The following is a 21,635-nucleotide window of genomic DNA, read 5'->3' as shown; positions in this document are numbered from 1 at the left end:
CCTATTTTTTCTCGTTCATGGCATCCCCTTCCGATCTGCCGAAGACCACACCTTCAGAGGTTTCCGGCAGCGCTGCCGCCACCGACACGGCGGCACGGCCCAGCTGGGGCGAGACGCTGCGTGTTTATCTGGAGCCGGCCAGCCTGCGCATGTTCGCGTTGGGTTTTTCGGCCGGCCTGCCGCTGCTGCTGGTGCTGGGCACGCTGAGCTTTCGTTTGCGTGAGGCCGGGCTGGACCGCACCACCATCGGTTACCTGAGCTGGGTTGGGCTGGCCTACGGTTTCAAGTGGTGCTGGGCGCCGCTGGTGGACCGTTTGCCAATCCCGCTGCTCACCCGCTGGCTGGGGCGTCGGCGCAGCTGGCTGCTGCTGTCGCAGGTGCTCATCATGGCTTCGCTGGTGGGCATGGCGCTGGCCGATCCACGCAGCAACCTCAACCTGGTGGTGTGGTGCGCCCTGGCTGTGGCCTTTGCCTCGGCGACACAGGACATTGCGCTCGACGCCTTCCGCATCGAATCGGCCGACGTGCGCCACCAGGGCGCGCTGGCCGCCACCTACCAGACCGGTTACCGGCTGGCGATGATCTGGGCCGGTGCCGGCGTGTTGTGGATCGCAGCCCGTGCCGAAGTGGCACCGCCCGCCGCCACGGCGGCCCTGGCCGGCGCGGCGGCTGCGCCCGGCGTGCTGTACCAGCAGGCGGCCTGGACCACGGCCTACCTGGTGATGGCGGCCAGCATGCTGGTGGGGGTGCTCACCGTGCTGTTCTCGCGCGAGCCCGCGCGCCTGGCCATGCCGGCCGCGAAGAGCCTGGCCGAGTGGCTGCGCGGCGCGCTGATCGAGCCCTTCGCCGACTTTCTGCAGCGTTATGGCAAACAGGCGCTGCTGATCCTGGCGCTGATCGGCGTCTACCGCATCAGCGACGTGGTGATGGGCATCATGGCCAACCCCTTCTATGTGGACATGGGCTACACCAAGGACGAGGTGGCCGCCGTGACGAAAGTGTTCGGCGTCATCATGACCCTGGTGGGCGCCTTCATCGGCGGCGCGCTGTCGCTGCGGCTGGGGGTCATGCGCGTGCTGATGCTGGGCGCGGTGCTGTCTGCGGCCAGCAACCTGCTGTTCGCCTGGCTGGCCGGGCACGGCCACGACGTGCGTGCGCTGATGCTGGTGATCTCGGCCGACAACCTGAGCGCGGGCGTGGCCTCTGCGGCTTTCATCGCCTACCTTTCGGGCCTCACCAACATCCGCTATTCGGCCACGCAGTACGCGCTGTTCAGCTCCATGATGCTGCTGGCGCCGAAATGGCTGGCGGGGTATTCGGGTGCCTTTGTCGACGCGTACGGCTACCCCACCTTCTTCGTCGCCACTGCCTGCCTGGGCTTGCCGGTGCTGGTGCTGATCTGGCTCGCCATGCGCCTGGCGCCCGTGGACCACAAGGCCTGAACGACGGCCTGCGTTTACATGGCTTTACGTGGCCGGGCCACGCACTTCACACGCCCCTGCCACGATGCGGGCCTGGGCCGCCCGCCGCTACACTGAAAACCATGAACCCTCGCCTGCTGATGATTGAAGACGATGGCCGCCTCGCCCAGATGGTGGTGGAGTACCTGGGCCAGTCGGGCTTCGAGGTCACCCACGCCAGCGACGGCGAAGCCGGGCTGGAACAGTTCCAGCTGCTGCAGCCGCAACTGGTCATCCTGGATCTGATGATGCCCGGCATCGACGGCCTCGAAGTGTGCCGCCGCATCCGCGCCCTGCCTGGCGAAGGCGCGCGCGTGCCGGTGCTCATGCTCACCGCCAAGGGCGACCCCATGGACCGCATCATCGGCCTGGAGCTCGGCGCCGACGACTACCTGCCCAAGCCCTTCGAGCCGCGCGAATTGCTGGCACGCGTGCGTGCCGTGCTGCGCCGCCGCGGCGACGGCGCCTCGGGTGGCAGCAGCGTGGCGCGCAGCACGCCGGTGCTGCGCTTCGGCTCGCTCGACATCGACCGCGATGCGCGCACCGTGCGCGTCGGAGAGCAACTGTGCGACCTCACCTCCTACCAGTTTGATCTGCTGGTGGCGATGGCCGAGCGCGCCGGGCGCGTGCTCACGCGCGACCAGATCATGGAGGCGGTGCGCGGGCGCGAGCTGGAGGCTTTTGACCGTTCGATCGACGTGCACATCGGCCGCATCCGCAATGCCATCGAAGCCGACAGCAAGGACCCCAAACGCATCCTGACGGTGCGCGGCGTGGGTTACGTGTTCGCCAAGCAGCAGGACTGATGTCGGCCGCCCTACGCCAGCCCTCGCCATGAGCAGTCTGTTCGGCTCCCGTCTGTATGTGCGCATCTGGCTGGCGGTGGTGGCCGCGGTCACCGTGCTCACGCTGGTGACCGGCTGGCTGTGGCAGCAGGCGCTCGACGAAGACCGGGCCGAACGCGAGGCGCGGGTGACGCGCACGATCATCGTGCGCGACGGCACACGGCAGATCGTGGGCGAAGCGCCGGCGCGCGCGGTCAGCATTCCCGGTGAAGGTTGGGAGTTCGAGGTCGTGATGAAGGACGGGCAGACCCTCTACGTGTTGCTGCCGCGCCCGAACCGGCCGGCCGGCAGTGGCAACCCGGGGCGGCGCGCGCCCGATTGGTTCCAGACACCGACCGGCTTCGCCTGGTTGCTCGGCCTGGTGGCGCTGGCGGTGGCACTCGGCGCTTACCCCATCGTGCGGCGCCTGACCAAACGCCTGGAGGCGCTGCAAAAGGGTGTGGAGCGTTGGGGCGACGGCGATCTGTCCACGCGCTTGCCAATGACCGGTCAGGACGAGGTGGCGTTTCTCGCCACCCGTTTCAATGCCGCGGCCGAACGCGTGCAGACACTGCTGCAATCCCACAAGGCCTTGCTGGCCAACGCCTCGCACGAACTGCGCTCGCCGCTGGCGCGCATCCGCATGGGGCTGGAGTTGCTGGGCAACGGCAGCCCGAGCGCACCGCAGCGTGCCGAAATCGCGCGCAGCATCGACGAGCTGGATCAACTGATCGACGAGATCCTGCTGGCGAGCCGGCTCGACCTGATCGACGCGCGCGACGCCTCCGCGCTGGGCTCGACCGAAGAGGTCGACATGGTGGGCCTGGCGGCCGAGGAATGTGCCCGCACCGGCGCCGATCTGGACATCCATCCCGGCGCCACGCCGGCGCTGGTGCACGGTCAGGCGCGCCTGCTGCGCCGCGTGCTGCGCAACCTGCTGGAAAACGCCCGGCGCTACGGCACCGCGGCGGACGGTGTGGCGGATGGGGCCGAGGTGCGCTTGAGCATCCTGACGCCCGATGCGACTTTGCAACAGCGTGGGCGCGTCGCCGGCCGCAGGGTGGTGCTGTGGGTGGAAGACCACGGGCCCGGTGTGCCGCCGCCGCTGCGCCAGCGCATCTTCGAGCCGTTTTACCGCTTGCCCGGCGCGAGTGAGCGCGAGGGCGGTGTGGGCCTGGGCCTGTCGCTGGTCAAGACCATCGTCGAGCGGCACGGTGGCACGGTGCGCTGCGAAGACCGTGAGGGCGGTGGCGCGCGCTTTGTGGTGGACCTGCCGGCGACCGAAGCCACATCCTGAGGCGTTTGGTGCCTTTACCCACGTTGGCGCTGCCGGGACAGAGGCAGTTTTGAGAACAATCCCCCAAATTGGGGATGTTCCGAATCCATGCGGCAGCGCACAATTCGTTTCGTTGCTGTCACCACAACAGAACAAGCAAGTCGGCGAACACACACTCAAACACTCGTTGTTTGAAACGGGTCTCCCAACGACGTCCCTTCAAGGACTTTCAACAGCCACCGCAAGGTGGCTCTTTTTTTGCCTGCTGCGCGCTGCCCGATGCGCTCAGGCGGTGGTGGTTTCGAGCGTGTTGCCGGGCAGCGAGTGCAGCCAGTCGACCACATCGCCCGCCGGCTGGTAACCCTGCACACACACCTGCAACAGCGCACGCACGGCGATCACGTCGTTGCGGCCCATGGCCTCGTTCAGCGCGGTCAGCAGGCGCTGCATTTCGCTCCAGGGCAGCATGTCCTCCTGCGCTTTCATGATGCGCGGGTGTTGCGTGGGCTGCGGGTTGTCTCCGATCAGCAGTTCTTCGTACAGCTTTTCGCCCGGGCGCAGGCCGGTGATCTGGATCTCGATGTCGCCAGTCGGGTTCTGTTCGTCCTTGACCTGCAGGCCCGAGAGCTCGACCATGCGTTGCGCCAGGTCGATGATGCGCACCGGTTCACCCATGTCGAGCACGAACACGTCCCCGCCTTCGGCCATGGCACCGGCCTGGATCACCAGCTGGGCCGCTTCCGGAATGGTCATGAAGTAGCGTGTGATGTCCGGGTGGGTCAGGGTGATCGGGCCGCCGTTGCGGATCTGCTCGCGGAACAGCGGCACGACCGAACCGCTGGAGCCCAGCACATTGCCAAAACGCACCATGGCGAAGGTGGTTCCCTGGTGGGCGGGATCGGCCGCCAGGGCCTGCAACACCATCTCGGCCAGGCGCTTGCTCGCACCCATGACGTTGGTGGGGCGCACGGCCTTGTCGGTGCTGATCAGCACAAAATGCGACGCACCCGCGGCCTGCGCCGCCTGCGCGCACACCCAGGTGCCCCAGGCGTTGTTGCGCAGGCCTTGCACCGGGTTGTGCTCCACCAGGGGCACGTGTTTGTAGGCGGCGGCGTGGTACACCGTCTGCGGCCGCCAGGCCTGCATGATCTGCGTCATGCGCTCCTCGTCCTGCACCGAGGCCAGCAGCGGCACCAGTTGCACGGAGGGGGCGCTGCATTCGAGGAGACTGTCCATCTCCAGCCCCTCGCCCCTGGCGCTCAGCAGGGTTTCGAGCTCGCGGTGGATCTGGTACAGCGCGAACTCGCTGTTTTCCACCAGCAGCATGGCACGCGGCTGGCAGGCCACGATCTGCCGGCACAGCTCGCTGCCGATACTGCCACCGGCGCCGGTGATCGCCACCACCTTGTCGCGGATCAGGTGGTTGAGCAATTCGGTGTTGGGCCGGACCGGGTCACGGCCCAGCAGATCTTCGATGTCGAGTTCCTGCACGTCGCTGAGCGTGACGCGGCCGGCGGCCAGATCGGACATGCCGGGCAGGGTGCGCACATGCACCGGGTGGTGGCGCAGTGTGTCGAGGACGTGCAGACGCCGTTCGCGGGTGACCGAGGGCAGCGCCAGCAGCACGTCGGTGACACCGAGATCGGGGATGAGTTCGGCCAGCTCGGCCGGGTCGTACACGGTGCGCCCGTCCAGGGTATTGCCATGCAGCTGCACGTCGTCGTCCAGAAAACCCAGCAGGCGGTGTTCGCTGCCGCGCGACAGCGCCGCGGCGAGTTGCCGCCCGGCCACACCGCCGCCGTAGATCAGCAAGCCCGGCAGGTGCTCGCGCCGCAGCATGGTGCGGTACAGGCCACCCAGCCAGTAACGCACCATCACCCGGCTGAAACCGACGAAGACCAGCAGCAGCAGCGGCTGGATCACGCCCACGGTGCGCGGCACACCCGGCACGCTGATGACGGTGAACACGGTGCCGAAGAAGAGCGTGTACAGCACCATGGCCTGCGCCAGGCTGAGCATCGCGTTCCAGCCGGCGTAGCGGAAGATGGCGCGGTACAGGCCGAAGCGGATGAACAGCGGCAGCGCGATCAGCACCGAGCCCATGACGGCCAGCATGTGCGCCGGGGTCAGGTCCACCCAATGCTCCAGCCGCAGGCACAGGGCCAGCCAGACGGACAGGGCACACAGCGCGATGTCGACCGCAATGGCGAGCAGGCGCTTGACCATGCGTGGCATGAGCAGAAGTGTGGTGGCGGTAGGACCGCCGGTATCCCTGTTGCTGGTCATTTTTTTAATGGGTCACGCCGTCACGGCGCAGCACTTTGACAAACGTCATCCAGAGGATGCGCATGTCGAACCACAGACTCTGGCGCTGCAGATATTCTGCATCCAGCGCCACCTTTTGCGGAATCGGCAACTCGTCACGGCCGTTGACCTGCGCCCAGCCGGTGAGCCCGGGCACCAGCTCGTCGACGCCTCGCTGGGTGCGCAGGGCGATCAGGTCGTCCTGGTTGAACAGCGCAGGGCGTGGGCCGACGAAGCTCATGTCGCCACGCAGGATGCTCCAGAGTTGCGGCAGTTCGTCCAGGCTGCTTTTGCGCAGAAAGGGGCCGATCGGCGTCAGGTACTTGCCGGGATCGGTCAGCAGGTGGGTGGCGACGGCGGGTGTGTCGATGCGCATGCTGCGGAACTTGGGCATGCGGAAGATGCGGTTGTGGCGGCCGACGCGGTCGGACCAGTAGAGCGCAGGGCCTTTGGAGGTGAGGCGCACGGCCAGCGCCACGAGCAGCACGGGCAGCAGCAGGATGGCGCCGGCGCAGAGGGCGAGCAGGAGGTCGAAGAGGCGTTTCATGGTGCCGAGAGTCCCATTGCCGTGCGACGCAGGCCTTCGTCCACGCCGATTGGCGGTGTCCAGCCCAGGGTCTGGCGGGTGTGTTGGATGTCAACCTGCAGGTTGCCCAGCAGCCTTTGCGCCACATCGCTTTTGCCCAGCGCGGTGGCGCCCAGCTGCAGCATGAACGGAGGCACTGCCAGCAGGCGCGCAGGCTTGCCCATGGACTGGCCGATGCGCTGGATCAGCGCGGCGGTGGACAGGTCTTCTCCGTCGCTGACCATGAAGGCCTGGTGGGCCGCTGCGGGGTGGTCGACGCAGGTGAGCAGCAGGTCGGCCAGATTGTCCAGCGCGACCAGGCTGCGGCGATTGCGCGTGACCGCACCCAGGGGCAGGGGCATGCCGCGACGCACAGCGCGCATGAGACTGGCGAAGTTGGCTTTCACGCCGGGGCCATAGACCAGCGGCGGGCGGACGATGGCAACCTCCAGGCCGGTTTCGGCGGCGATCCGGTGCAGGCCTTGTTCGGCCTCCGCCTTGGATGTGCCGTACGCGTCTTTGGGTGCGGGCGTGTCGCTGGCACGGTACGGCTGTTGTGGCTCGGTACCCTCGCCGTTGACCTTCACCGAACTCACGAAGACGAAGCGCCGCACGCCGGCCGCTGCTGCCTGGCGCGCCAGGTTCAGTGTGCCTTCCACATTGATGCGGCGGAATTCGCTCAGGGGATCGGCTGACGACTCGTTCATGACATGCACACGGGCCGCGGTGTGAACGACACTGTCGCAACCGCTGAGTGCGTCCGTCCAGTCCGTTTGCCCATCCATTGCCGCGACGAGCGCAGCCTCCACGCCTTGGCCGGTCGAGCCGGCGGTGCGCACGGCGCCACGCACCGCACGGCCGGTGGTCAATGCATGCCGGCACACGGCTGCACCCACGAAGCCATTGGCACCGGTGACGAGTAGCGTGCTCATGACACGGACCTTTCCTTCATGTGCACCGCTTCTGCCAGGAGCTGCTCCAGCCGCTCCATCAGCATGTCGCGATCAAACTCGCGGTGCGCGTAATCACGGCCCTTGCGGCCCATGGCCGCGCGCTGGTCTGGCGACAGTGATGACAGGGCGAGGACGGCGTCGGCAAGGCCCGCCGAATCGCCCGCATTGCACACCAGGCCGGCCTCGGCCGAGCGAATCACCTGGGCACCCTCGCCATCCAGCATGCCGAGCAAGGGGATGCCGGATTGCAGGTAACTTTGCACCTTGCCGGGGATGGTCAAACTGAACACAGGGTCCTTTTTCAGTGACACGAGCAGTGCATCGGCCTGGGCATAGAACGACGGCATGCGCTCGACCGGATGTCGGCCGAGCAGGAGCACGCGTTCCTCCAGTCCACGACGGCGCACTTCCTCTTGCAGCCAATCCGACTTGCGTCCGTCGCCGACGATGAGCCAGCGCACGCCAGGGTTGTTCTTGAGCCGCATGGCGGCTTCCAGCACGGCGGGCAGGTCTTGTGCTTCGCCGATGTTGCCGGCAAACAGCACGCTGAACACGCCGGGCAAGGATGGCACCTCAGGGGCCGGCACGACATCTGCCTGTGCGAACACCGGCTCCGACCAGCTGGGAAAATAACGGATCTTGTCGGGGTCGGCACAGTACTGGGCGATGCTTGCCTGGAAACCGCGGGACTGGCCCAGCACCAGCGTGCAGCGGTTGTAGATGAACGAGACCAGGCGTCCCACCAGGCCCAGCAGCCGCGGCGAACGCACCACGCCAATGGCGGCCAGCGTCTCGGGCCAGAGGTCCAACACCCAGAACACCACGGGAGCGCGTTTCAGCCGGCCCATCAAAATGGCCGGCAGGCCCACCGTGATGGGAGAAGGTTCAAACACGAACACGGCGTCAAACGACTCGCCGCGCAACCGCCAGGGGCCGGAAAGGCAAGCGCCCACCACGTAGCTGAGGTAGTTCAGCATCAGCCGGAGTGAGCCCTGGGCACGGGCCAGCATGGGCACGCGCACGATGCGTGCGCCGTGGTACGTGCTGAATTGCGCAGGGTTGTCACGGAATGCAGGAAACACCGTGCCCGCCGGATAGTTCGGCTTGCCCGTCAACACGGTGACCGTGTGTCCACGCTTCGTCCACTCCTGGACGAGATCGTTGATGCGGAAGTTTTCGGGCCAAAAATATTGGCTGACCACCAGGATTCGCAAGGGACGCCCCGGGTCAGCTTTTCTTCCAGACCACGCGGTTGACGTAGTCCGTGTAGCTGTGAACGATGCGCACGACCTTGTCCGACACATTGGGCATGCTGTAGTCGGCCACCTGGCGCAACAGGCGCTCTTCGCCGCGCGGTTGCGATGCGAGGATTGCGAGGCCTTGCAGCACCCGCTCGGTGTCCAGGCCGACCATCATCACCGCGGCCTCTTCCATGCCCTCCGGTCGCTCGTGCGCCTCGCGCAGGTTGAGCGCGGGAAAGTTCAGGATCGACGACTCTTCATTGATCGTTCCACTGTCGGACAACACGGCCCGCGCCTGGATTTGCAGCTGGTTGTAGTCGGTGAAGCCCAGCGGCTTGAGCAGCCGCACCAGCGGATGGAACGTGATGGCCTTGCTGTCCACGCGCTTCTGGGTGCGTGGGTGCGTGGACACGATGACCGGCAGACCGTGCTGCTCGGCCACCTGGTTCAGAACGTCCACCAGCTTGAGGAACTGCGCGTCCGAGTCGATGTTTTCTTCGCGGTGCGCGCTGACGACGAAGAAGCGGTCTTTTTCCAGACCCAGCGTGGTGAGCACCTGCGAAGCGTCGATGCGTGACCGGTAGTGGGCGAGCACCTCGGCCATCGGGCTGCCGGTCTTGATCACCATGTCCGGCGGCAGGCCTTCGCGCAGCAGGTACTCGCGGGCGATGCTGCTGTAGGTGAGGTTGATGTCGGCCGTGTGATCGACGATGCGGCGGTTGATCTCCTCGGGCACGCGCATGTCGAAGCAGCGGTTGCCGGCCTCCATGTGGAAGATCGGGATCTTGCGCCGCTTGGCGGGGATGACCGAGAGGCAACTGTTCGTGTCGCCCAGCACCAGCAGCGCCTCGGGCTGCTCCTGCAGCAGCACGCCATCCATGGCGGCGATGATCTTGCCGATGGTCTCGGCGGCGCTGCCACCCGCGGCGTTGAGGAAATGGTCGGGCTTGCGGATGCTCAGGTCGTCAAAGAAGATCTGATTGAGTTCGTAGTCGTAGTTCTGGCCGGTGTGAACCAGCACGTGCTCGCAGTGCTCGTCCAGGCGCGCCATCACGCGCGAGAGCCGGATGATTTCGGGCCGTGTGCCGACGACCGTCATGACCTTCAGTTTTTTCAAGGGTGTTCCTTCAGACGGGGCAGGCATAGGTGTCGGGCCGCTCGCGGTCAAAGATTTCGTTGGCCCAGAGCATGACCACCATCTCCTGTGTGCCGGTATTGGTGATGTCGTGCGTCCAGCCCGGCACGGTCTCCACCACCTGCGGGCGATCGGCGTGGGTGTGCAGCTCGTGCGTTTCGCCGGTGAGCATGTGGCGGAAGCGGAAGCAGGCCTGGCCCTGGATCACCAGGAACTTCTCGGTCTTGGTGTGGTGGTAGTGCCCGCCGCGTGTGATGCCGGCGTGCGCGGTGAAGAACGAGAACTGTCCGCAGTCGGGCGTCTTGAGCATTTCGACAAACACGCCGCGCGCATCGCCGTGTCGGGTCAGCGCGTATGCGAAGTCCTCGGGTGGCAGGTAGCTCACATAGGTGGAATACAGCGCCCGCGTGAAGCCGGTGCCCACGCGGTCGATCACCTGCGTGTCGCGGCTGGCACGAAACCCCTGGATCTGCCGGGCGACGTTGCCCACCGTGGTGGTGTATTGCGGCGTGAGCGTGGCAAAGCCCAAGGCATCGACCGAGGCCACGGCGCCGTCCATCAGTTGCAGGAAGCGTGCAATGACGTCGTCTACATACACCAGCGTGAGTGGCGCGGCGGGGTCGTTCACCTGGATGGGCAGGCCGCGCGTGGTGTTGTGGCAGAAGGTCGCCACCGCCGAGTTGTAGTTGGGCCTGCACCACTTGCCGAACACGTTGGGCAGCCGGAACACGTGCACCGGCACACCATGGCTGCGCTGCAGATCGAACAACGCCTGTTCTGCCGCTTGCTTGCTGCGGCCATAGGGGTTGTCGTTGGCCGCCTGCGTGGAGGAGGTGTAGAGCACGCTGGGCGCGGGCAAGCCCCGGGTGGCACGCGCTTGCAGTGCCGCGCAGAGCGCGCGCGTCAGATCGGCATTGCCCGTGGTGAATTCCTGCGGATCCTGCGGGCGGTTGACGCCGGCGAGGTGAAACACCGTGTCCACGCCTTCCAGCAGCGCCGGTAGCGCGTCGACCGGTGTGTCGCGGGTGAAGGGCACGACTTCGATGTCGCGCCGCTCGGACAGGTGCAGTGCCAGGTTCTTGCCGATGAAGCCTTGCGCGCCGGTGATCAGGACTTTTCTCATGTGCACCTCACTCCTCGGCCACCGCGGCCTCGCCACGGACGATGCGCTGCATGAAGTCCAGCTTGAGCAGCAGGGCCTTCATGCCCGGCACGTCGAGCTGCTCGGTGTTGTGCGAGTGGTACTCGTCCTTGTGCAGTGCCTGGGTGAGCCGCTCCTCGCCTTCGTCGACGTACTTCTCATAGTTGAGATCACGCCCGTCGGGTGCGACACGGTAGTAGTCGCCCAGGTCTTGCGCAGAGGCCATTTCCTCGCGGCTGAGCAAGGCCTCGTAGAGCTTTTCGCCATGGCGGCTGCCCATCACACGCACCGGGTGATCTGGCTGGCCGAGCAGTTCCAGCACGGCACGTGTGAGCACCTCAACCGTGGCCGCGGGCGCCTTCTGCACGAAGATGTCACCGTTGTGGCCATGCTCGAAGGCGTAGAGCACAAGATCCACCGCGTCCGCCAATGTCATCATGAAGCGCGTCATGGCCGGGTCGGTCACAGTGATCGGCGCGCCATTGCGGACCTGGTCGACGAACAGCGGAATCACCGAGCCGCGCGACGCCATCACGTTGCCATAACGCGTGCCGCAGATCACGGTGCCGGTGCCTTCCAGGTTGCGGCTGGCGGCCACCATCACCTTTTCCATCATCGCCTTGCTGATGCCCATCGCGTTGATCGGATAGACCGCCTTGTCAGTGCTCAGGCAGATGACCCGCTGCACGCCGGCGGCGACCGCCGCGCCGAGCACGTTCTCGGTGCCCATCACGTTGGTGAGCACCGCCTGCATGGGGTGGAACTCGCAGGATGGAACCTGCTTGAGCGCCGCGGCATGGAACACGAAGTCGACACCGCGCATGGCTTGGTCCAGGCCGTTGCGCTCGCGCACGTCGCCGATGTAGAAGCGCAGCTTGGGGTGGGCGTAGCGCTTGCGCTGGTCGTCCTGCTTCTTTTCGTCGCGGCTGAAGATCCGGATCTCGCCGATGTCCGAATCGAGGAAGCGTTTGAGCACGGCATTGCCGAACGAACCGGTGCCGCCTGTGATCAGGAGGGTCTTGTCCTTGAACATGCTCTTCATCGTTGTGGTCGTCATGCGTTATCGAGGCAGCGCCGCTGCGAACAGCGCATCCTTTTGCTGAGGGGTGGGGTAATTGATCAGCACCGCACGGTACTGACCCTTGAAGACGAACAGGCTGCCAGCCGCGGCGCCGACGATGCCGCAACGCTGGATGAGCGCGCCCATGTGCTCCAGCGAACCGGCACCGCCCAGCACGGTGAGTGGCACCTTCAGGGCCGAGCGCAGGCGGTGGGCCAGGTCCAGGTCGTAACCCTTCAAGGTGCCGTCGCGATCGACCGCGTTGAGCACGATCTCGCCCGCGCCGGCAGCTTCCAGCTGCTGCGCCAGTTGCACCGGGTCTTGTGAATGGGTGCGTGTCGCATTGTGCGTGCACACCTCGTGGCCGCTGGCGAACAGGCCGGACTTCTTGCGCACGTCGATCACCGCCACCACGCTCTGACGCCCGATCGCGGCCGCCATTTCACCGAGCAGCCCGGGGCGCGCCACGGCGGCCGCACTCACGGAGACCTTTTCCACGCCCAGGTCGATGATGCGGGCGGCCTGTTGTGCCGACGTGATGCCGCCGCCGTAACACAGAGGCATCCGGCATTCGGCGGCCAGCTTGGCGATCAGCCCGTAGTTGGGCTCCACGCCTTTCACGCTGGCGTCGATGTCCAGCACCACGAGCTCGTCGGCTTCCTTCTCGTTGAAGATCTTGACGGCATTGATCGGATCACCAACGTACTTCGGTGTCTTGAAGCCGACGGTCTTGACCAGGCCGCCGTTGTGCACGAGCAGGCAGGGAATGATTCGGGGGCGCAGCATGGTCGGTCGTCAGTTCGTGGCGAAGTTCTTCAGCAGCTGGGCGCCGAAATGGTGGCTCTTTTCGGGGTGGCACTGCACGCCGTGGATGTGACCGGCCGATACCACGCAATCGAAGCTCAGGCCATAGGTTGCCGAAGCGGCCACGTGGGCGCGGTCTTCGCAGTCGAAGTAGTACGAGTGAAGGAAGTAGAAGCGCGGTTGCGGTTCGAAGCCTGCGAACAACGGGCTGTCGGGCCGCACCTGCAGATCGTTCCAGCCCATGTGCGGCTGCGGCAGGTCGGCGGACGCGGGTGTCTGGGCAAAGGCGCGCACGCGGCCTGGGATCCAGTTCAGGCCCCGCATCTCGCCTTCGTCCGATCCGCTGGCGAGCATCTGCATGCCCACACACACGCCCAGCACCGGCACCCGCTCGCCTTGCACGCGCGCCTCCAGGGGCTCGCGCAAGCCCGACTGGTTGAGCAAGGTCATCGCGTGATCGAACGAACCCACGCCGGGCAGGATCAAGCGTGTTGCGTCCGCCAGTTCCGCCGGCACCTTGGCCCGCTCGGCGGGCAAGCCCAGGCGCTTGAACATGTTCAGGAAGGCCTGGATGTTGCCCACGCCGTAGTCGACGATGCGGATCATCGGAAGTGCCTTTTCTCCAGCCCGAGTGTGCGCAGCACCGTGGTGCCCAGGCCGATCAACCAGCGTTTGTTCCGGTAGTCGCGGTAGGTCTTCTTCGGTCCTTCGAAGATCTGCTGCAGCTCGTCGACGGTGAGGTCCAGCTTGTGGGCGACGTACTCGAACTCCTGCTTGAGGAAGTGCTCGTCCATCTCGGGCGACGCGATGCGCTCCAGGGCCGCCTCGCGGGTCATCTGGCCCGTCATGATGAGACTGGAGAAATGGGCGCGCCGCTTGTGGAAGCCGAAGCGGCGCGGCAGCCAGTAGTCTTCGTAGAAGCGCGTGAAGCGCGACTCGTGGTGCTTGTGCTGGAAACGCTGCCAGCCGAAGCGCTGGTTCAACTCGTCCTCGGCATCCTTCTTCACGTAGGGCACGAGGTTGAGCGGATGGTGCACCTTCATGCCCAGGATCTTCTGGTAATACAGCTTGTAGACCAGGATGTCGGTGAGCGGGAAAGACTCCAGCGGCCGTTGGCCGAACTGTCGGTGAATGTCGTTGAAGAGGGTGGTGTCGATGCCCAGATAGCCTCCCCACTCTTCAGGCTCGCGACAGCATTCTGTGGAGAAGTTGGACCCCGTAATGATGTGTTTGACCTTGTACTGACGCGCGAACTTGTACAGGCCGGAGAAAAATGCGCCGTCCTGCGGCAGGTCCTGATCGGGGATGCCCGAGCGCAGGAAGGCAGTCTGCAGGTCCTTCATTTCCTCCCAGTTGATGACCTCGGTGAAGAGCTCCAGCCCGAGACCATCGACCAGCTTTTCAATGTTGCCCACAGCCTGATCGGTGTTCCAGCCGGCGTCGACGTGGAACAGCAATGGGCGCAGCCCCATTTTCTCTTTGGCTATGTAAGCGGCGTAGGAACTGTCCAAGCCCCCGGAGAGGCCAATGATGCAGTCGAAGTCCTTGCCTTGGCCGTCGGCCTTGATGCGCTCAGCCAGTTGCGCCAATGTTTGCTCGCCGCCGGCATCGGTGTCCCAGTTGGGTTGGATCGTTGCGTTGAAATTGCCGCAGTAATCGCAGCGGCCTCGCCCGTCGAACGTGATGTTCGGATCGGAGGTGTCCATGATGCAATGGCTGCAGATCTGATAGTTCAGATAGGTCATGTGCGATTCAAGTCAATATTAAAAAATTACTGCCAGCCACTGAAAATGCCGTAAAAGCGTTGTCGAATACCGTATAGAAACGCATTCGCGCTGGCGAGAGCACGCAATTTTTCGACGAAACCAACATCGCTTTTCAAGATGCCGATTATGCTGCCCTTGCTGCGGTGGTCTTCACAAATAATTTTCCCTTCCAGTTTTGCGCGACTATTTTTGTCGAGATCTTGGCCATATCTTTCGAAAAATAATTTATTGGCGCGCATGCGAATAGTGATTTTGCGATTGAATTCTACAAAGCTGGACATTAGGTTGATGCTGTTGCCTGTATGAACGCGCCATTGGCAGCAAATGATGTTGCTATGAATGATTGTCCAATTTGGCATGTGAAGCACGGCCAGCTCCATCCAGGTATCCTCGTTGGGGAGGATTTCAGGGACGGGGAAGATTTTGTGGGCGGCCGTTTGATTCATGAGAGGTGAGACGCCACTGAGAGCTCCACGGCCGGGCGCACGTGGGATGATGTGCCCATCAAACTTCTTGATATCTGACATGGTCGTTAATTTGCTCAATCCGACAGCTGGAATTTCATCGGGATATTCTTTGACTGCAGAAAATCTGGCGGCCAAACTACCCTGTGGCATCAAATCATCTCCCGCAAATATGCAGATAAAACGGCCTTTGGCCTGTGTCACCCCGAAGTTGAAAGCAGAACATTTTCCGGATTTTGGATTTTGGAAAACCCGCAGTCTCAAGTTCTCTTTCTCCAGTTCTCGTGCAATTTGCAAGGTGGCATCTGTTGAACAGTCGTCGATAAAAACAAGCTCAAAGTTAATACTCCGCTGTGCAAGAATGCTCTCAAGGGCTGTTTTTAAATAAACTTCTTCATTTTTGGCCGCGACGACCACGGAGATATCAATGAGAGGTGAGTAGGGGGTGCTCATGCCCGAAGCCTATGAAATGTGGATGAAGATTTGATTCGTACAAACAGTGCGTGAAACATCAGGTACAGAAAACCGTTGCTCAGTAGCAATCCCAGCATAGAGGCTGAGAATAGTGCAAAGGCAAATATTCCCCAAAGAGACTGAAAGGCAACATCACGTGAGCTGGAAAACCAGAGAAAAAACTGCCCAGCCAAGAAGCTAAGAGCGAACATCCCGAGTATGCCAAAATTCACATAAGCATCGACAAAGAACACCGCATTGGCATTGGCCGACTCGTTCCATGAGCCAAATTGGTGCTCAAATACGTAGCGCTCTAGATTGATGCGTTCAATGCCGGCCAGTTCGGATATCAGTGTGCTGGTTGCGCCAAGCAAGAGAAGGTCTTTAAATTGTTCCGAGTGAACAAGTAGGGTGTCGGTCGCAGTGAAAATGGGAACCGCCCCCGCACGCCAGAGGAAATAGTCAGGTGCTGACTCAGGCAAGTATTGCGCCGAAAAATAGGTGCGCATATCTCCTTCAGCAGTGAGTTTGCCCGTGCCAGCATCGCCGTGGGACAGGTAGGTGCCCGCCAGCGTTACCAGAGCACAAACCGCCAAGCCTATCGTTGCGCGAGGCCCTTTCAATCTACCTTTGATTCCAAGATAAATCAGCAAAGGTAGAATCAAATTGAGAAACAAGGCCTTTTGCAAAAAACTGATGCAAAATAGGAAGAAAAGGAGCGCACATAGATGGCGTAGACGTGAGCGCTCGTGATACATCAGAATGGTGACGTAGGGAATTAGCGTTGTGGTGAAAATCGTCGTGAGATACAGCAACGCTATCCACGGACCCTCTCTCCCTTTGAGAAATTCGCCACGTTCCAAGCTCAAGGTCTCGGTGTCTGCACCTCGCAGGGCGCTGAAAATCGGGATGTTGGGTGCGGTCCAGAGCGTTACCGTGACGAGGACGGCAAACGCAGACCAGATGGTGATGGCAAACCAGCCGTGGCGTATGTTCAGGCGTCGTGCATTCGGAGAGAAGCGACCGCGGAAAAGTGGCGTTTTCATGCCCAGTACGATGCCTGCGACGGTTACCAGGGCCAACAACGACAGCTTCAAGAATTCTTCTCCCATGGGGACGCTCAAATAGAGCACCAAGGGGACGACTGCGTATGTGACCAGTAGCAAGGCGCAGAACACCATGCCTGCGTTAGTGGGCATGAGCAGCTTAGATGGAGACATAGCGCATTCCCGCCGAAATGGAAGCCGGTGTCCAACCTGATGTGCACATCTTGTTCATGGCTGAAGGGTCGTGCTGATCCCGAGCAGCAGGGTTGCTGCTGCGACGTAAAAGATAACCCAGCCAATGGAGCGCAATAGCGGCCTGCTTGCGGTTGCTGAGGTGGTTTTGAAGACGCAGCACAAATAGACTAAGTAGAAGAGGGCTCCTGAGATGGCATAGCTCTCCGAGAGATACCCGTTGGCCAGTGCGTAAGCGATGTAGATGGACGCAAGACGCACAATCAGTCCGCCAATTTGCAGCACGAGAGCGAGGCGTTGATGCTGGGTGACGTGCAACGCCATGGAGATTGGGCTGACCAAGAACTGCAAAATGAACCAGGGGGTCATCCAGGCGACCAGTACACCCGCTCGATGCCATTCCGCACCAAAGACCAAGCCGAACAGCGAAGGTGCCAGGATGCCGACCGCCAGGAGAGGCCCGACGCCGATTTTCATGAGCTTCAGAAAGACATCTTCTGTGAACGCACCCAGCCGTCCATCCCTGTGTTCGCGTGCTGCATGCGAGATGTAGACCTGTCCGATTGCTGATCCGATCAGGGCCATCGGCGCCTGCATGACGTAGGTCGCCATCATCAGATGACCTCCTTCGGAGGAGGCGCCTAACCCGGCGATCAGGATGATGGGCAGGTGGATCGCCGCGTTGTTGCACAAAGCTTCCAGCGTGGAGAACTTGGGAAAGCGATCGTACTTCCTCCAAGCCTCACATAGTGCATGCCATTGGATGGACTTCAGCGCAAATCGATGGTTAGCGTCACGCAGGAGCGAATACCCAAGGAGAAGGCATGCCACGCCGGAGTTCATGGTGTGTCCAAGAAGCAGGCTTGGAACACCCATGGACATCAGTCCACCTCCAATCTGTGTTCCAGTACCGCCGAGAGATTGCGCCACCCGGCTGCGAGCGATGAGTGAGAACTGTCCCTGCCGCACGAACCACATCTGCAATGCCGCATAGCTGCTTGCGAGTAGTACGGCCAGTGGTACAAGCCACAGATGGGGTTGCAGGTTAGGCTGGTTGAGAGCCTGTACGATTTTGCTCGGTGCCACCAACACCAGCAAGCCGACACCTGCTGAAACCAGCATGGCAATGCCCAGTGATAGCGCCAGCAAGGTGAAGGCCTCCTGATCTGTTTCAGGCAAGGCGATCGCCACGTCGAAACGCAGGCAGGCCGCGACTGAGACAATCGCAACCAGACCGGCGAATACCGCCAGCAAACTGAACTCACTGGGGGTATACAGGCGCGACAAAATCGGCAGGGCGATGGCCGTGATTCCGTGTGCCATCGCGGTGCCGCCGACCAACACGGCAACGGAGCGCAGGAAACTCATGAGACGGAGTAGGGCAGGTAGGGGTTGGTCTTCGTCACACTGAATTGCGCTCCCTCATGACATTCGTGACGCGTACCTGGTCGTCTGCCGACAGATAGGGGCTCATCGGCAGGCTGATCACCTCTTCCGCCAGCCGGTCGCCTACGGGCAGTCTGGCCTTCTCGTCCGCCACGGCGGGTTGGCGATTCAGGGGAATGGGATAGTGGACTGCGGTGGGGATGCCCTGGGCCTTCAGGCGTTCCTGGACGGCTCCGCGCTGCGCCACGCGCGCGGTGTATTGCGCCCATGCCGATACGTTGTGGGGCGCGACCCAGGGGAGCTGCACCTCAGTGGTTGGTGCGAGCAGGCTCGCATATCGCTCCGCCACCACCTGGCGTTGTGCCAGTTCCGAGTCCAGCACCGCCAGCTTGGGCAGCAGCACAGCCGCCTGGATCGTGTCCAGCCGGCTGTTCACACCCACGCGGATGTGGTGATAACGCCGGTCCTGCCCGTGCCGGGCGATCTGCCGCATCACCAGCGCGAGCGCATCGTCGTTGGTGAAGAGGGCGCCGCCATCGCCGTAGCCGCCCAGCGGCTTGCTCGGGAAGAAGCTGGCGCAGGCGATGGTGGTGAGGTTGCAGCTCTTGCGGCCTTTGTAGGTCGCGCCAAAGCTCTGGGCCGCATCTTCGATGACGGGGATGCCATGTCGGCTGGCGATGGCGTTGATGGCGTCGTAGTCGGCGCACTGACCGTACAGGCTGACGGGAATGATGGCCTTGGTGCGCGGTGTGATGGCCGCCTCCAGGCAGGCAGGATCCAGGTTGCAGGTGCGTGCATCCACGTCCACATAGATCGGCTTGGCTCCGAGCAGCGCGACGGTTTCGGCCGTGGCAATGTAGGTGAAGCCGGGTGTGATCACCTCGTCTCCTGGACCAATGCCCAAGGCCATTTGCGCGATCTGCAAGGCATCGGTGCCATTGGCCACGGTGATGCAATGGCGCGCGCCGGTGTAGGCGGCCAGTTTCTCTTCCAGTTCACCGACCTCCGGGCCGAGGATGAACTGGCCGTGGTCGAGCACGCGCTGGATGCCGGCGTCGATCTCCGTCTTGAGGCGGCGGTATTGTTCCTTGAGGTCGATAAATTCCATGGAGCGGCTCCGGGGTCAGGAAAGAGGGTGGCAGACGCCGTCGGTCAGCTGATATTGCTGACCCGTGTGAGCACAGATGGCCGTCGCGTTGCCGGTCAATGGCAGATCGAGCTGTTCGCCGTACTGGCTGCACCAGCCGATCTGGCGAGCAGGCACGCCCACGACCAGTGCATAGGCCGGGACGTCCTTGTTCACCACGGCGCCCGCACCCACGAGTGCAAACTCTCCCACAGTGACACCGCAGACGATGGTGCAGTTGGCGCCCAGGGTCGCGCCCCGGCGCACGAGCGTGTCGCGGTACTCGCTCTTGCGCTCGATCAGCGCGCGCGGGTTGTAGACGTTGGTGAACACCATGCTGGGGCCGCAGAACACGCCTTCTTCGAGCGTGACGTTGTCGTACACGCTCACGTTGTTCTGGATCTTGCAGCGGTCACCGATGACCACCTTGTTGCCGACGAAGACGTTTTGTCCGAGGGACACGCCCGCGCCGATGCGTGCGCCGGCGCACACATGCACAAAATGCCAGACGCGGGAGCCTTCGCCGATTTGCGCCCCCGCGTCGACGATGGCGGACGGGTGGATGGATGTGGTCATGGAGAAACAGGCCTCCCGGATGGTGAAAGCAGTTGGGCCAGTGGATGGGCAGCGGCCTGCGCATAACGCAGTGAGCCGATCTCGTTGAGGTGGTGCTTGTCCATGTAGATCAACTCATGGTCGAAGAACGGGGGGGCGGCAAACAGGGCAGACGAACTGAAGTCGGCGAAGGTGGCGTGGGGGAAGCCGCGCACCACGGCTTCGATCACTGCGTTCGCGTCACGGGCTTCAGGGGTCACCGAATTGGCCGTGTGGATGCCCAGCGAGTCCATGCGCAGGGCGCGCACGGGGTTGCGGTGCATCATCGGCAACTGCGCCAGGACAATCACACGCTGCGAGTGCTGGACCGTGTCCTGCAGAAACCGTGTCAGCGTGGGCAGAAAGGCGGGGTTCGCCATCTGCTGGGACCATTTGCCGGCCAAGATGACCGTGCGCTGTTCGGCCAATCGCTCCTCAACCGCTTTCTGCATGTCCTGGCAGGGGCCGATCGCCCAATGGGCGAGCCGCTTGTCCTCGAAGCCGGGGAGGGGCACGCAACTGCTGGCAGACAGCACCGTCGCACGCACCCCGTGTGCCTGGCCGAAGGCATCCATGAACAGGTTGAGCTGGGCTGCATGGCTGTCGCCAAACAACAGCACGTTAGTGGCTCCGTCGATGGCTCCCCGCTGGCAGAGGCCTGTGACCTGCCCGTGGCAGATCGAGTCCGGCGGGGCGTAACGCAATGCCGCCTTCTCTGGCGTCGGTGCGACGCCAGCATTGAGTGGACGGGTCGCGACAAGCGAGGCGACCATCATCGCGGCGACCGCGGCAACTCTGCCGGACCGTCTGAAACCTGCCTGCGGCTTCTGCCATGGACGTTCGATGAATCGCCACGACAGCCAGGCCAGCAACGAGAACAACAACGCCATGGCGCCCAGCAGCGGCCAGGGCAGGGCCGAGTCCTGCCAGACATAGCGCGCCAGCGCCAACAAGGGCCAGTGCCAGAGGTACAGGGAGTACGACAGCGCGCCGATCACGACCAGCCAGCGATGGGAAAGCCAGCGCCCGGTCGTGGATTGGTCCTGTGCGGCCATCAACAGCAGCGCGCCCGCGCAGGGCCAGATTGCCGCGAGTGGGCTGAAGCGCGCCCCATCCAGGAACACGAAGGCGCTGAGCATCAACGCCATGCCCAGCAGGCCGGCCGGTCGTTGCCAGGCTGCCGGCGTTGCGCTTCGCGAGGCTTGTACGGTGGCGAGCCAGGCACCCATCAGGAATTCGGGTGCGCGTGCCGTCATGGCGTAGTACAGCGACTGCAGGTCACCGCTACCGCGCGTCAACCGCCATTGCGCGATGGCGAAACCCGCGATGCACAGGAGTCCGAGCACCGTGGAGCGCCAGCGTTGCGGAGCCCACCGCAGGACTAGGGGCAGCAGAAGATAGAACTGCATCTCCACCGCGAGCGACCAGGTGTGCAGCAGCGGCCACTCGTGGGCGGCGGGCGCGAAGTAGTCGCCCGCCTTGGCGAAGTGCTGGTTGCTGGTGAACAGCAGCGCGCGGCGCAGGCTCGCCTCGAATAGCTTGAAGTCTTCGGGAACGAGCAACACCGCGGCCAGCAGGGCAACGACCAGCAGCATGGCCGCGTAGGCGGGCACGATGCGGCGTACCCGGTTGGCGTAGAAGCCCAGCCACGAGAAGCTGTCGCCGCGCTGCAGGATGACGCGCGACACCACGAAGCCTGACACCACGAAGAACACGTCCACGCCGAGAAAGCCACCCGGCAACCACTCGGCGCGCATGTGAAAGACGATCACGGCCAGCACGGCCAACGCCCGCAAACCCTGAATGTCCAGTCTGATGTGGGTGCGGGTGTTCATGTCCTGATGC

Annotated in this window: 19 protein-coding genes; 3 read left to right on the top strand and 16 right to left on the bottom strand. The window is 63.4% G+C overall.

Going from position 1 to position 21,635, the window contains the following annotated elements; translation table 11 throughout:
- Positions 1-17 precede the first annotated feature (17 nt).
- From HPA01S_RS09440 to HPA01S_RS09430, 3 genes are all read left to right on the top strand, one after another.
- Positions 18-1,442 carry an AmpG family muropeptide MFS transporter gene (locus tag HPA01S_RS09440; protein ID WP_066269239.1) on the top strand — a complete coding sequence of 475 codons (1,425 nt, stop codon included), beginning with the start codon at positions 18-20 and terminating at the stop codon, positions 1,440-1,442.
- A 101-nt stretch (positions 1,443-1,543) separates the two neighbouring features.
- A complete protein-coding gene (locus HPA01S_RS09435; protein WP_066269236.1) occupies positions 1,544-2,266 on the top strand; it encodes a response regulator transcription factor in 723 nt (240 codons plus the stop codon).
- Between the two features lie 28 nt (positions 2,267-2,294).
- Positions 2,295-3,581, top strand: coding sequence for a HAMP domain-containing sensor histidine kinase (locus tag HPA01S_RS09430; protein WP_066269234.1), 1,287 nt, complete (start codon positions 2,295-2,297; stop codon positions 3,579-3,581).
- 264 nt (positions 3,582-3,845) lie between these two features.
- On the opposite strand, the gene HPA01S_RS09425 is transcribed toward HPA01S_RS09430, so the two are convergent.
- The 16 genes from HPA01S_RS09425 to HPA01S_RS09350 form a co-directional block, all read right to left on the bottom strand.
- The gene (locus HPA01S_RS09425; protein ID WP_245638608.1) at positions 3,846-5,795 is read right to left on the bottom strand and encodes a polysaccharide biosynthesis protein; all 1,950 of its coding nucleotides are present in this window, start codon (positions 5,793-5,795) and stop codon (positions 3,846-3,848) included.
- A gap of 55 nt (positions 5,796-5,850) precedes the next feature.
- Positions 5,851-6,411, bottom strand: coding sequence for a sugar transferase (locus HPA01S_RS09420; protein WP_066269232.1), 561 nt, complete (start codon positions 6,409-6,411; stop codon positions 5,851-5,853).
- Positions 6,408-7,361: a UDP-glucose 4-epimerase family protein gene (locus HPA01S_RS09415; RefSeq protein ID WP_066269231.1), complete on the bottom strand. Its 954-nt coding sequence runs from the start codon at positions 7,359-7,361 to the stop codon at positions 6,408-6,410. Before HPA01S_RS09415 ends, HPA01S_RS09420 begins: the two co-directional genes overlap by 4 nt.
- Positions 7,358-8,596: a glycosyltransferase family 4 protein gene (locus tag HPA01S_RS09410; protein ID WP_066269230.1), complete on the bottom strand. Its 1,239-nt coding sequence runs from the start codon at positions 8,594-8,596 to the stop codon at positions 7,358-7,360. Before HPA01S_RS09410 ends, HPA01S_RS09415 begins: the two co-directional genes overlap by 4 nt.
- A gap of 13 nt (positions 8,597-8,609) precedes the next feature.
- Positions 8,610-9,740, bottom strand: coding sequence for a non-hydrolyzing UDP-N-acetylglucosamine 2-epimerase (wecB, locus tag HPA01S_RS09405; RefSeq protein ID WP_066269228.1), 1,131 nt, complete (start codon positions 9,738-9,740; stop codon positions 8,610-8,612).
- Between the two features lie 10 nt (positions 9,741-9,750).
- Positions 9,751-10,881: a UDP-2-acetamido-2,6-beta-L-arabino-hexul-4-ose reductase gene (wbjC, locus tag HPA01S_RS09400; protein ID WP_066269226.1), complete on the bottom strand. Its 1,131-nt coding sequence runs from the start codon at positions 10,879-10,881 to the stop codon at positions 9,751-9,753.
- A 7-nt stretch (positions 10,882-10,888) separates the two neighbouring features.
- The gene (locus HPA01S_RS09395) at positions 10,889-11,932 is read right to left on the bottom strand and encodes a polysaccharide biosynthesis protein (protein WP_066269378.1); all 1,044 of its coding nucleotides are present in this window, start codon (positions 11,930-11,932) and stop codon (positions 10,889-10,891) included.
- 27 nt (positions 11,933-11,959) lie between these two features.
- Complete coding sequence (locus HPA01S_RS09390; RefSeq protein ID WP_066269222.1) at positions 11,960-12,745, bottom strand: AglZ/HisF2 family acetamidino modification protein; 786 nt, start codon at positions 12,743-12,745, stop codon at positions 11,960-11,962.
- Between the two features lie 9 nt (positions 12,746-12,754).
- Positions 12,755-13,369 carry an imidazole glycerol phosphate synthase subunit HisH gene (gene hisH, locus HPA01S_RS09385; protein WP_066269220.1) on the bottom strand — a complete coding sequence of 205 codons (615 nt, stop codon included), beginning with the start codon at positions 13,367-13,369 and terminating at the stop codon, positions 12,755-12,757.
- Positions 13,366-14,508 carry an N-acetyl sugar amidotransferase gene (locus tag HPA01S_RS09380; protein WP_066269216.1) on the bottom strand — a complete coding sequence of 381 codons (1,143 nt, stop codon included), beginning with the start codon at positions 14,506-14,508 and terminating at the stop codon, positions 13,366-13,368. The genes hisH and HPA01S_RS09380 overlap by 4 nt, the downstream gene beginning before the upstream one ends.
- 26 nt (positions 14,509-14,534) lie before the next feature.
- A complete protein-coding gene (locus HPA01S_RS09375) occupies positions 14,535-15,446 on the bottom strand; it encodes a glycosyltransferase family 2 protein (protein ID WP_066269214.1) in 912 nt (303 codons plus the stop codon).
- Positions 15,443-16,558: a hypothetical protein gene (locus HPA01S_RS09370; protein ID WP_157084951.1), complete on the bottom strand. Its 1,116-nt coding sequence runs from the start codon at positions 16,556-16,558 to the stop codon at positions 15,443-15,445. Before HPA01S_RS09370 ends, HPA01S_RS09375 begins: the two co-directional genes overlap by 4 nt.
- A gap of 162 nt (positions 16,559-16,720) precedes the next feature.
- A complete protein-coding gene (locus HPA01S_RS09365; RefSeq protein WP_066269210.1) occupies positions 16,721-18,052 on the bottom strand; it encodes a lipopolysaccharide biosynthesis protein in 1,332 nt (443 codons plus the stop codon).
- A 34-nt stretch (positions 18,053-18,086) separates the two neighbouring features.
- Positions 18,087-19,178 (bottom strand): DegT/DnrJ/EryC1/StrS family aminotransferase, encoded by a 1,092-nt coding sequence (locus HPA01S_RS09360; RefSeq protein ID WP_066269208.1) that lies wholly within the window; start codon positions 19,176-19,178, stop codon positions 18,087-18,089.
- A 15-nt stretch (positions 19,179-19,193) separates the two neighbouring features.
- Entirely contained in the window at positions 19,194-19,772 is a 579-nt protein-coding gene (gene wbpD, locus HPA01S_RS09355; protein WP_066269206.1) for a UDP-2-acetamido-3-amino-2,3-dideoxy-D-glucuronate N-acetyltransferase, read from the bottom strand.
- Positions 19,769-21,625 (bottom strand): acyltransferase family protein, encoded by a 1,857-nt coding sequence (locus HPA01S_RS09350; protein WP_066269203.1) that lies wholly within the window; start codon positions 21,623-21,625, stop codon positions 19,769-19,771. The genes wbpD and HPA01S_RS09350 overlap by 4 nt, the downstream gene beginning before the upstream one ends.
- Positions 21,626-21,635 lie beyond the last annotated feature (10 nt).

It is taken from the genome of Hydrogenophaga palleronii NBRC 102513, from assembly GCF_001571225.1.
Classification (GTDB): domain Bacteria; phylum Pseudomonadota; class Gammaproteobacteria; order Burkholderiales; family Burkholderiaceae_C; genus Hydrogenophaga; species Hydrogenophaga palleronii.
The sequence above is the reverse complement of the archived record's forward strand: the minus strand, read 5'-3'. Positions and strand labels throughout refer to the sequence as shown.

What these genes read in the sequence shown, in the direction of transcription:
- wbpD (WP_066269206.1), bottom strand. Translation starts at nt 19,772, where the DNA reads ATGACCACATCCATCCACCCGTCCGCCATCGTCGACGCGGGGGCGCAA.
- HPA01S_RS09375 (WP_066269214.1), bottom strand. Translation starts at nt 15,446, where the DNA reads ATGAGCACCCCCTACTCACCTCTCATTGATATCTCCGTGGTCGTCGCG.
- HPA01S_RS09440 (WP_066269239.1), top strand. Translation starts at nt 18, where the DNA reads ATGGCATCCCCTTCCGATCTGCCGAAGACCACACCTTCAGAGGTTTCC.
- HPA01S_RS09370 (WP_157084951.1), bottom strand. Translation starts at nt 16,558, where the DNA reads ATGGGAGAAGAATTCTTGAAGCTGTCGTTGTTGGCCCTGGTAACCGTC.
- HPA01S_RS09435 (WP_066269236.1), top strand. Translation starts at nt 1,544, where the DNA reads ATGAACCCTCGCCTGCTGATGATTGAAGACGATGGCCGCCTCGCCCAG.
- HPA01S_RS09365 (WP_066269210.1), bottom strand. Translation starts at nt 18,052, where the DNA reads ATGAGTTTCCTGCGCTCCGTTGCCGTGTTGGTCGGCGGCACCGCGATG.
- HPA01S_RS09350 (WP_066269203.1), bottom strand. Translation starts at nt 21,625, where the DNA reads ATGAACACCCGCACCCACATCAGACTGGACATTCAGGGTTTGCGGGCG.
- HPA01S_RS09425 (WP_245638608.1), bottom strand. Translation starts at nt 5,795, where the DNA reads ATGCCACGCATGGTCAAGCGCCTGCTCGCCATTGCGGTCGACATCGCG.
- HPA01S_RS09360 (WP_066269208.1), bottom strand. Translation starts at nt 19,178, where the DNA reads ATGGAATTTATCGACCTCAAGGAACAATACCGCCGCCTCAAGACGGAG.
- HPA01S_RS09430 (WP_066269234.1), top strand. Translation starts at nt 2,295, where the DNA reads ATGAGCAGTCTGTTCGGCTCCCGTCTGTATGTGCGCATCTGGCTGGCG.
- wbjC (WP_066269226.1), bottom strand. Translation starts at nt 10,881, where the DNA reads ATGAGAAAAGTCCTGATCACCGGCGCGCAAGGCTTCATCGGCAAGAAC.
- HPA01S_RS09390 (WP_066269222.1), bottom strand. Translation starts at nt 12,745, where the DNA reads ATGCTGCGCCCCCGAATCATTCCCTGCCTGCTCGTGCACAACGGCGGC.
- HPA01S_RS09395 (WP_066269378.1), bottom strand. Translation starts at nt 11,932, where the DNA reads ATGTTCAAGGACAAGACCCTCCTGATCACAGGCGGCACCGGTTCGTTC.
- HPA01S_RS09380 (WP_066269216.1), bottom strand. Translation starts at nt 14,508, where the DNA reads ATGACCTATCTGAACTATCAGATCTGCAGCCATTGCATCATGGACACC.
- HPA01S_RS09420 (WP_066269232.1), bottom strand. Translation starts at nt 6,411, where the DNA reads ATGAAACGCCTCTTCGACCTCCTGCTCGCCCTCTGCGCCGGCGCCATC.
- hisH (WP_066269220.1), bottom strand. Translation starts at nt 13,369, where the DNA reads ATGATCCGCATCGTCGACTACGGCGTGGGCAACATCCAGGCCTTCCTG.
- HPA01S_RS09415 (WP_066269231.1), bottom strand. Translation starts at nt 7,361, where the DNA reads ATGAGCACGCTACTCGTCACCGGTGCCAATGGCTTCGTGGGTGCAGCC.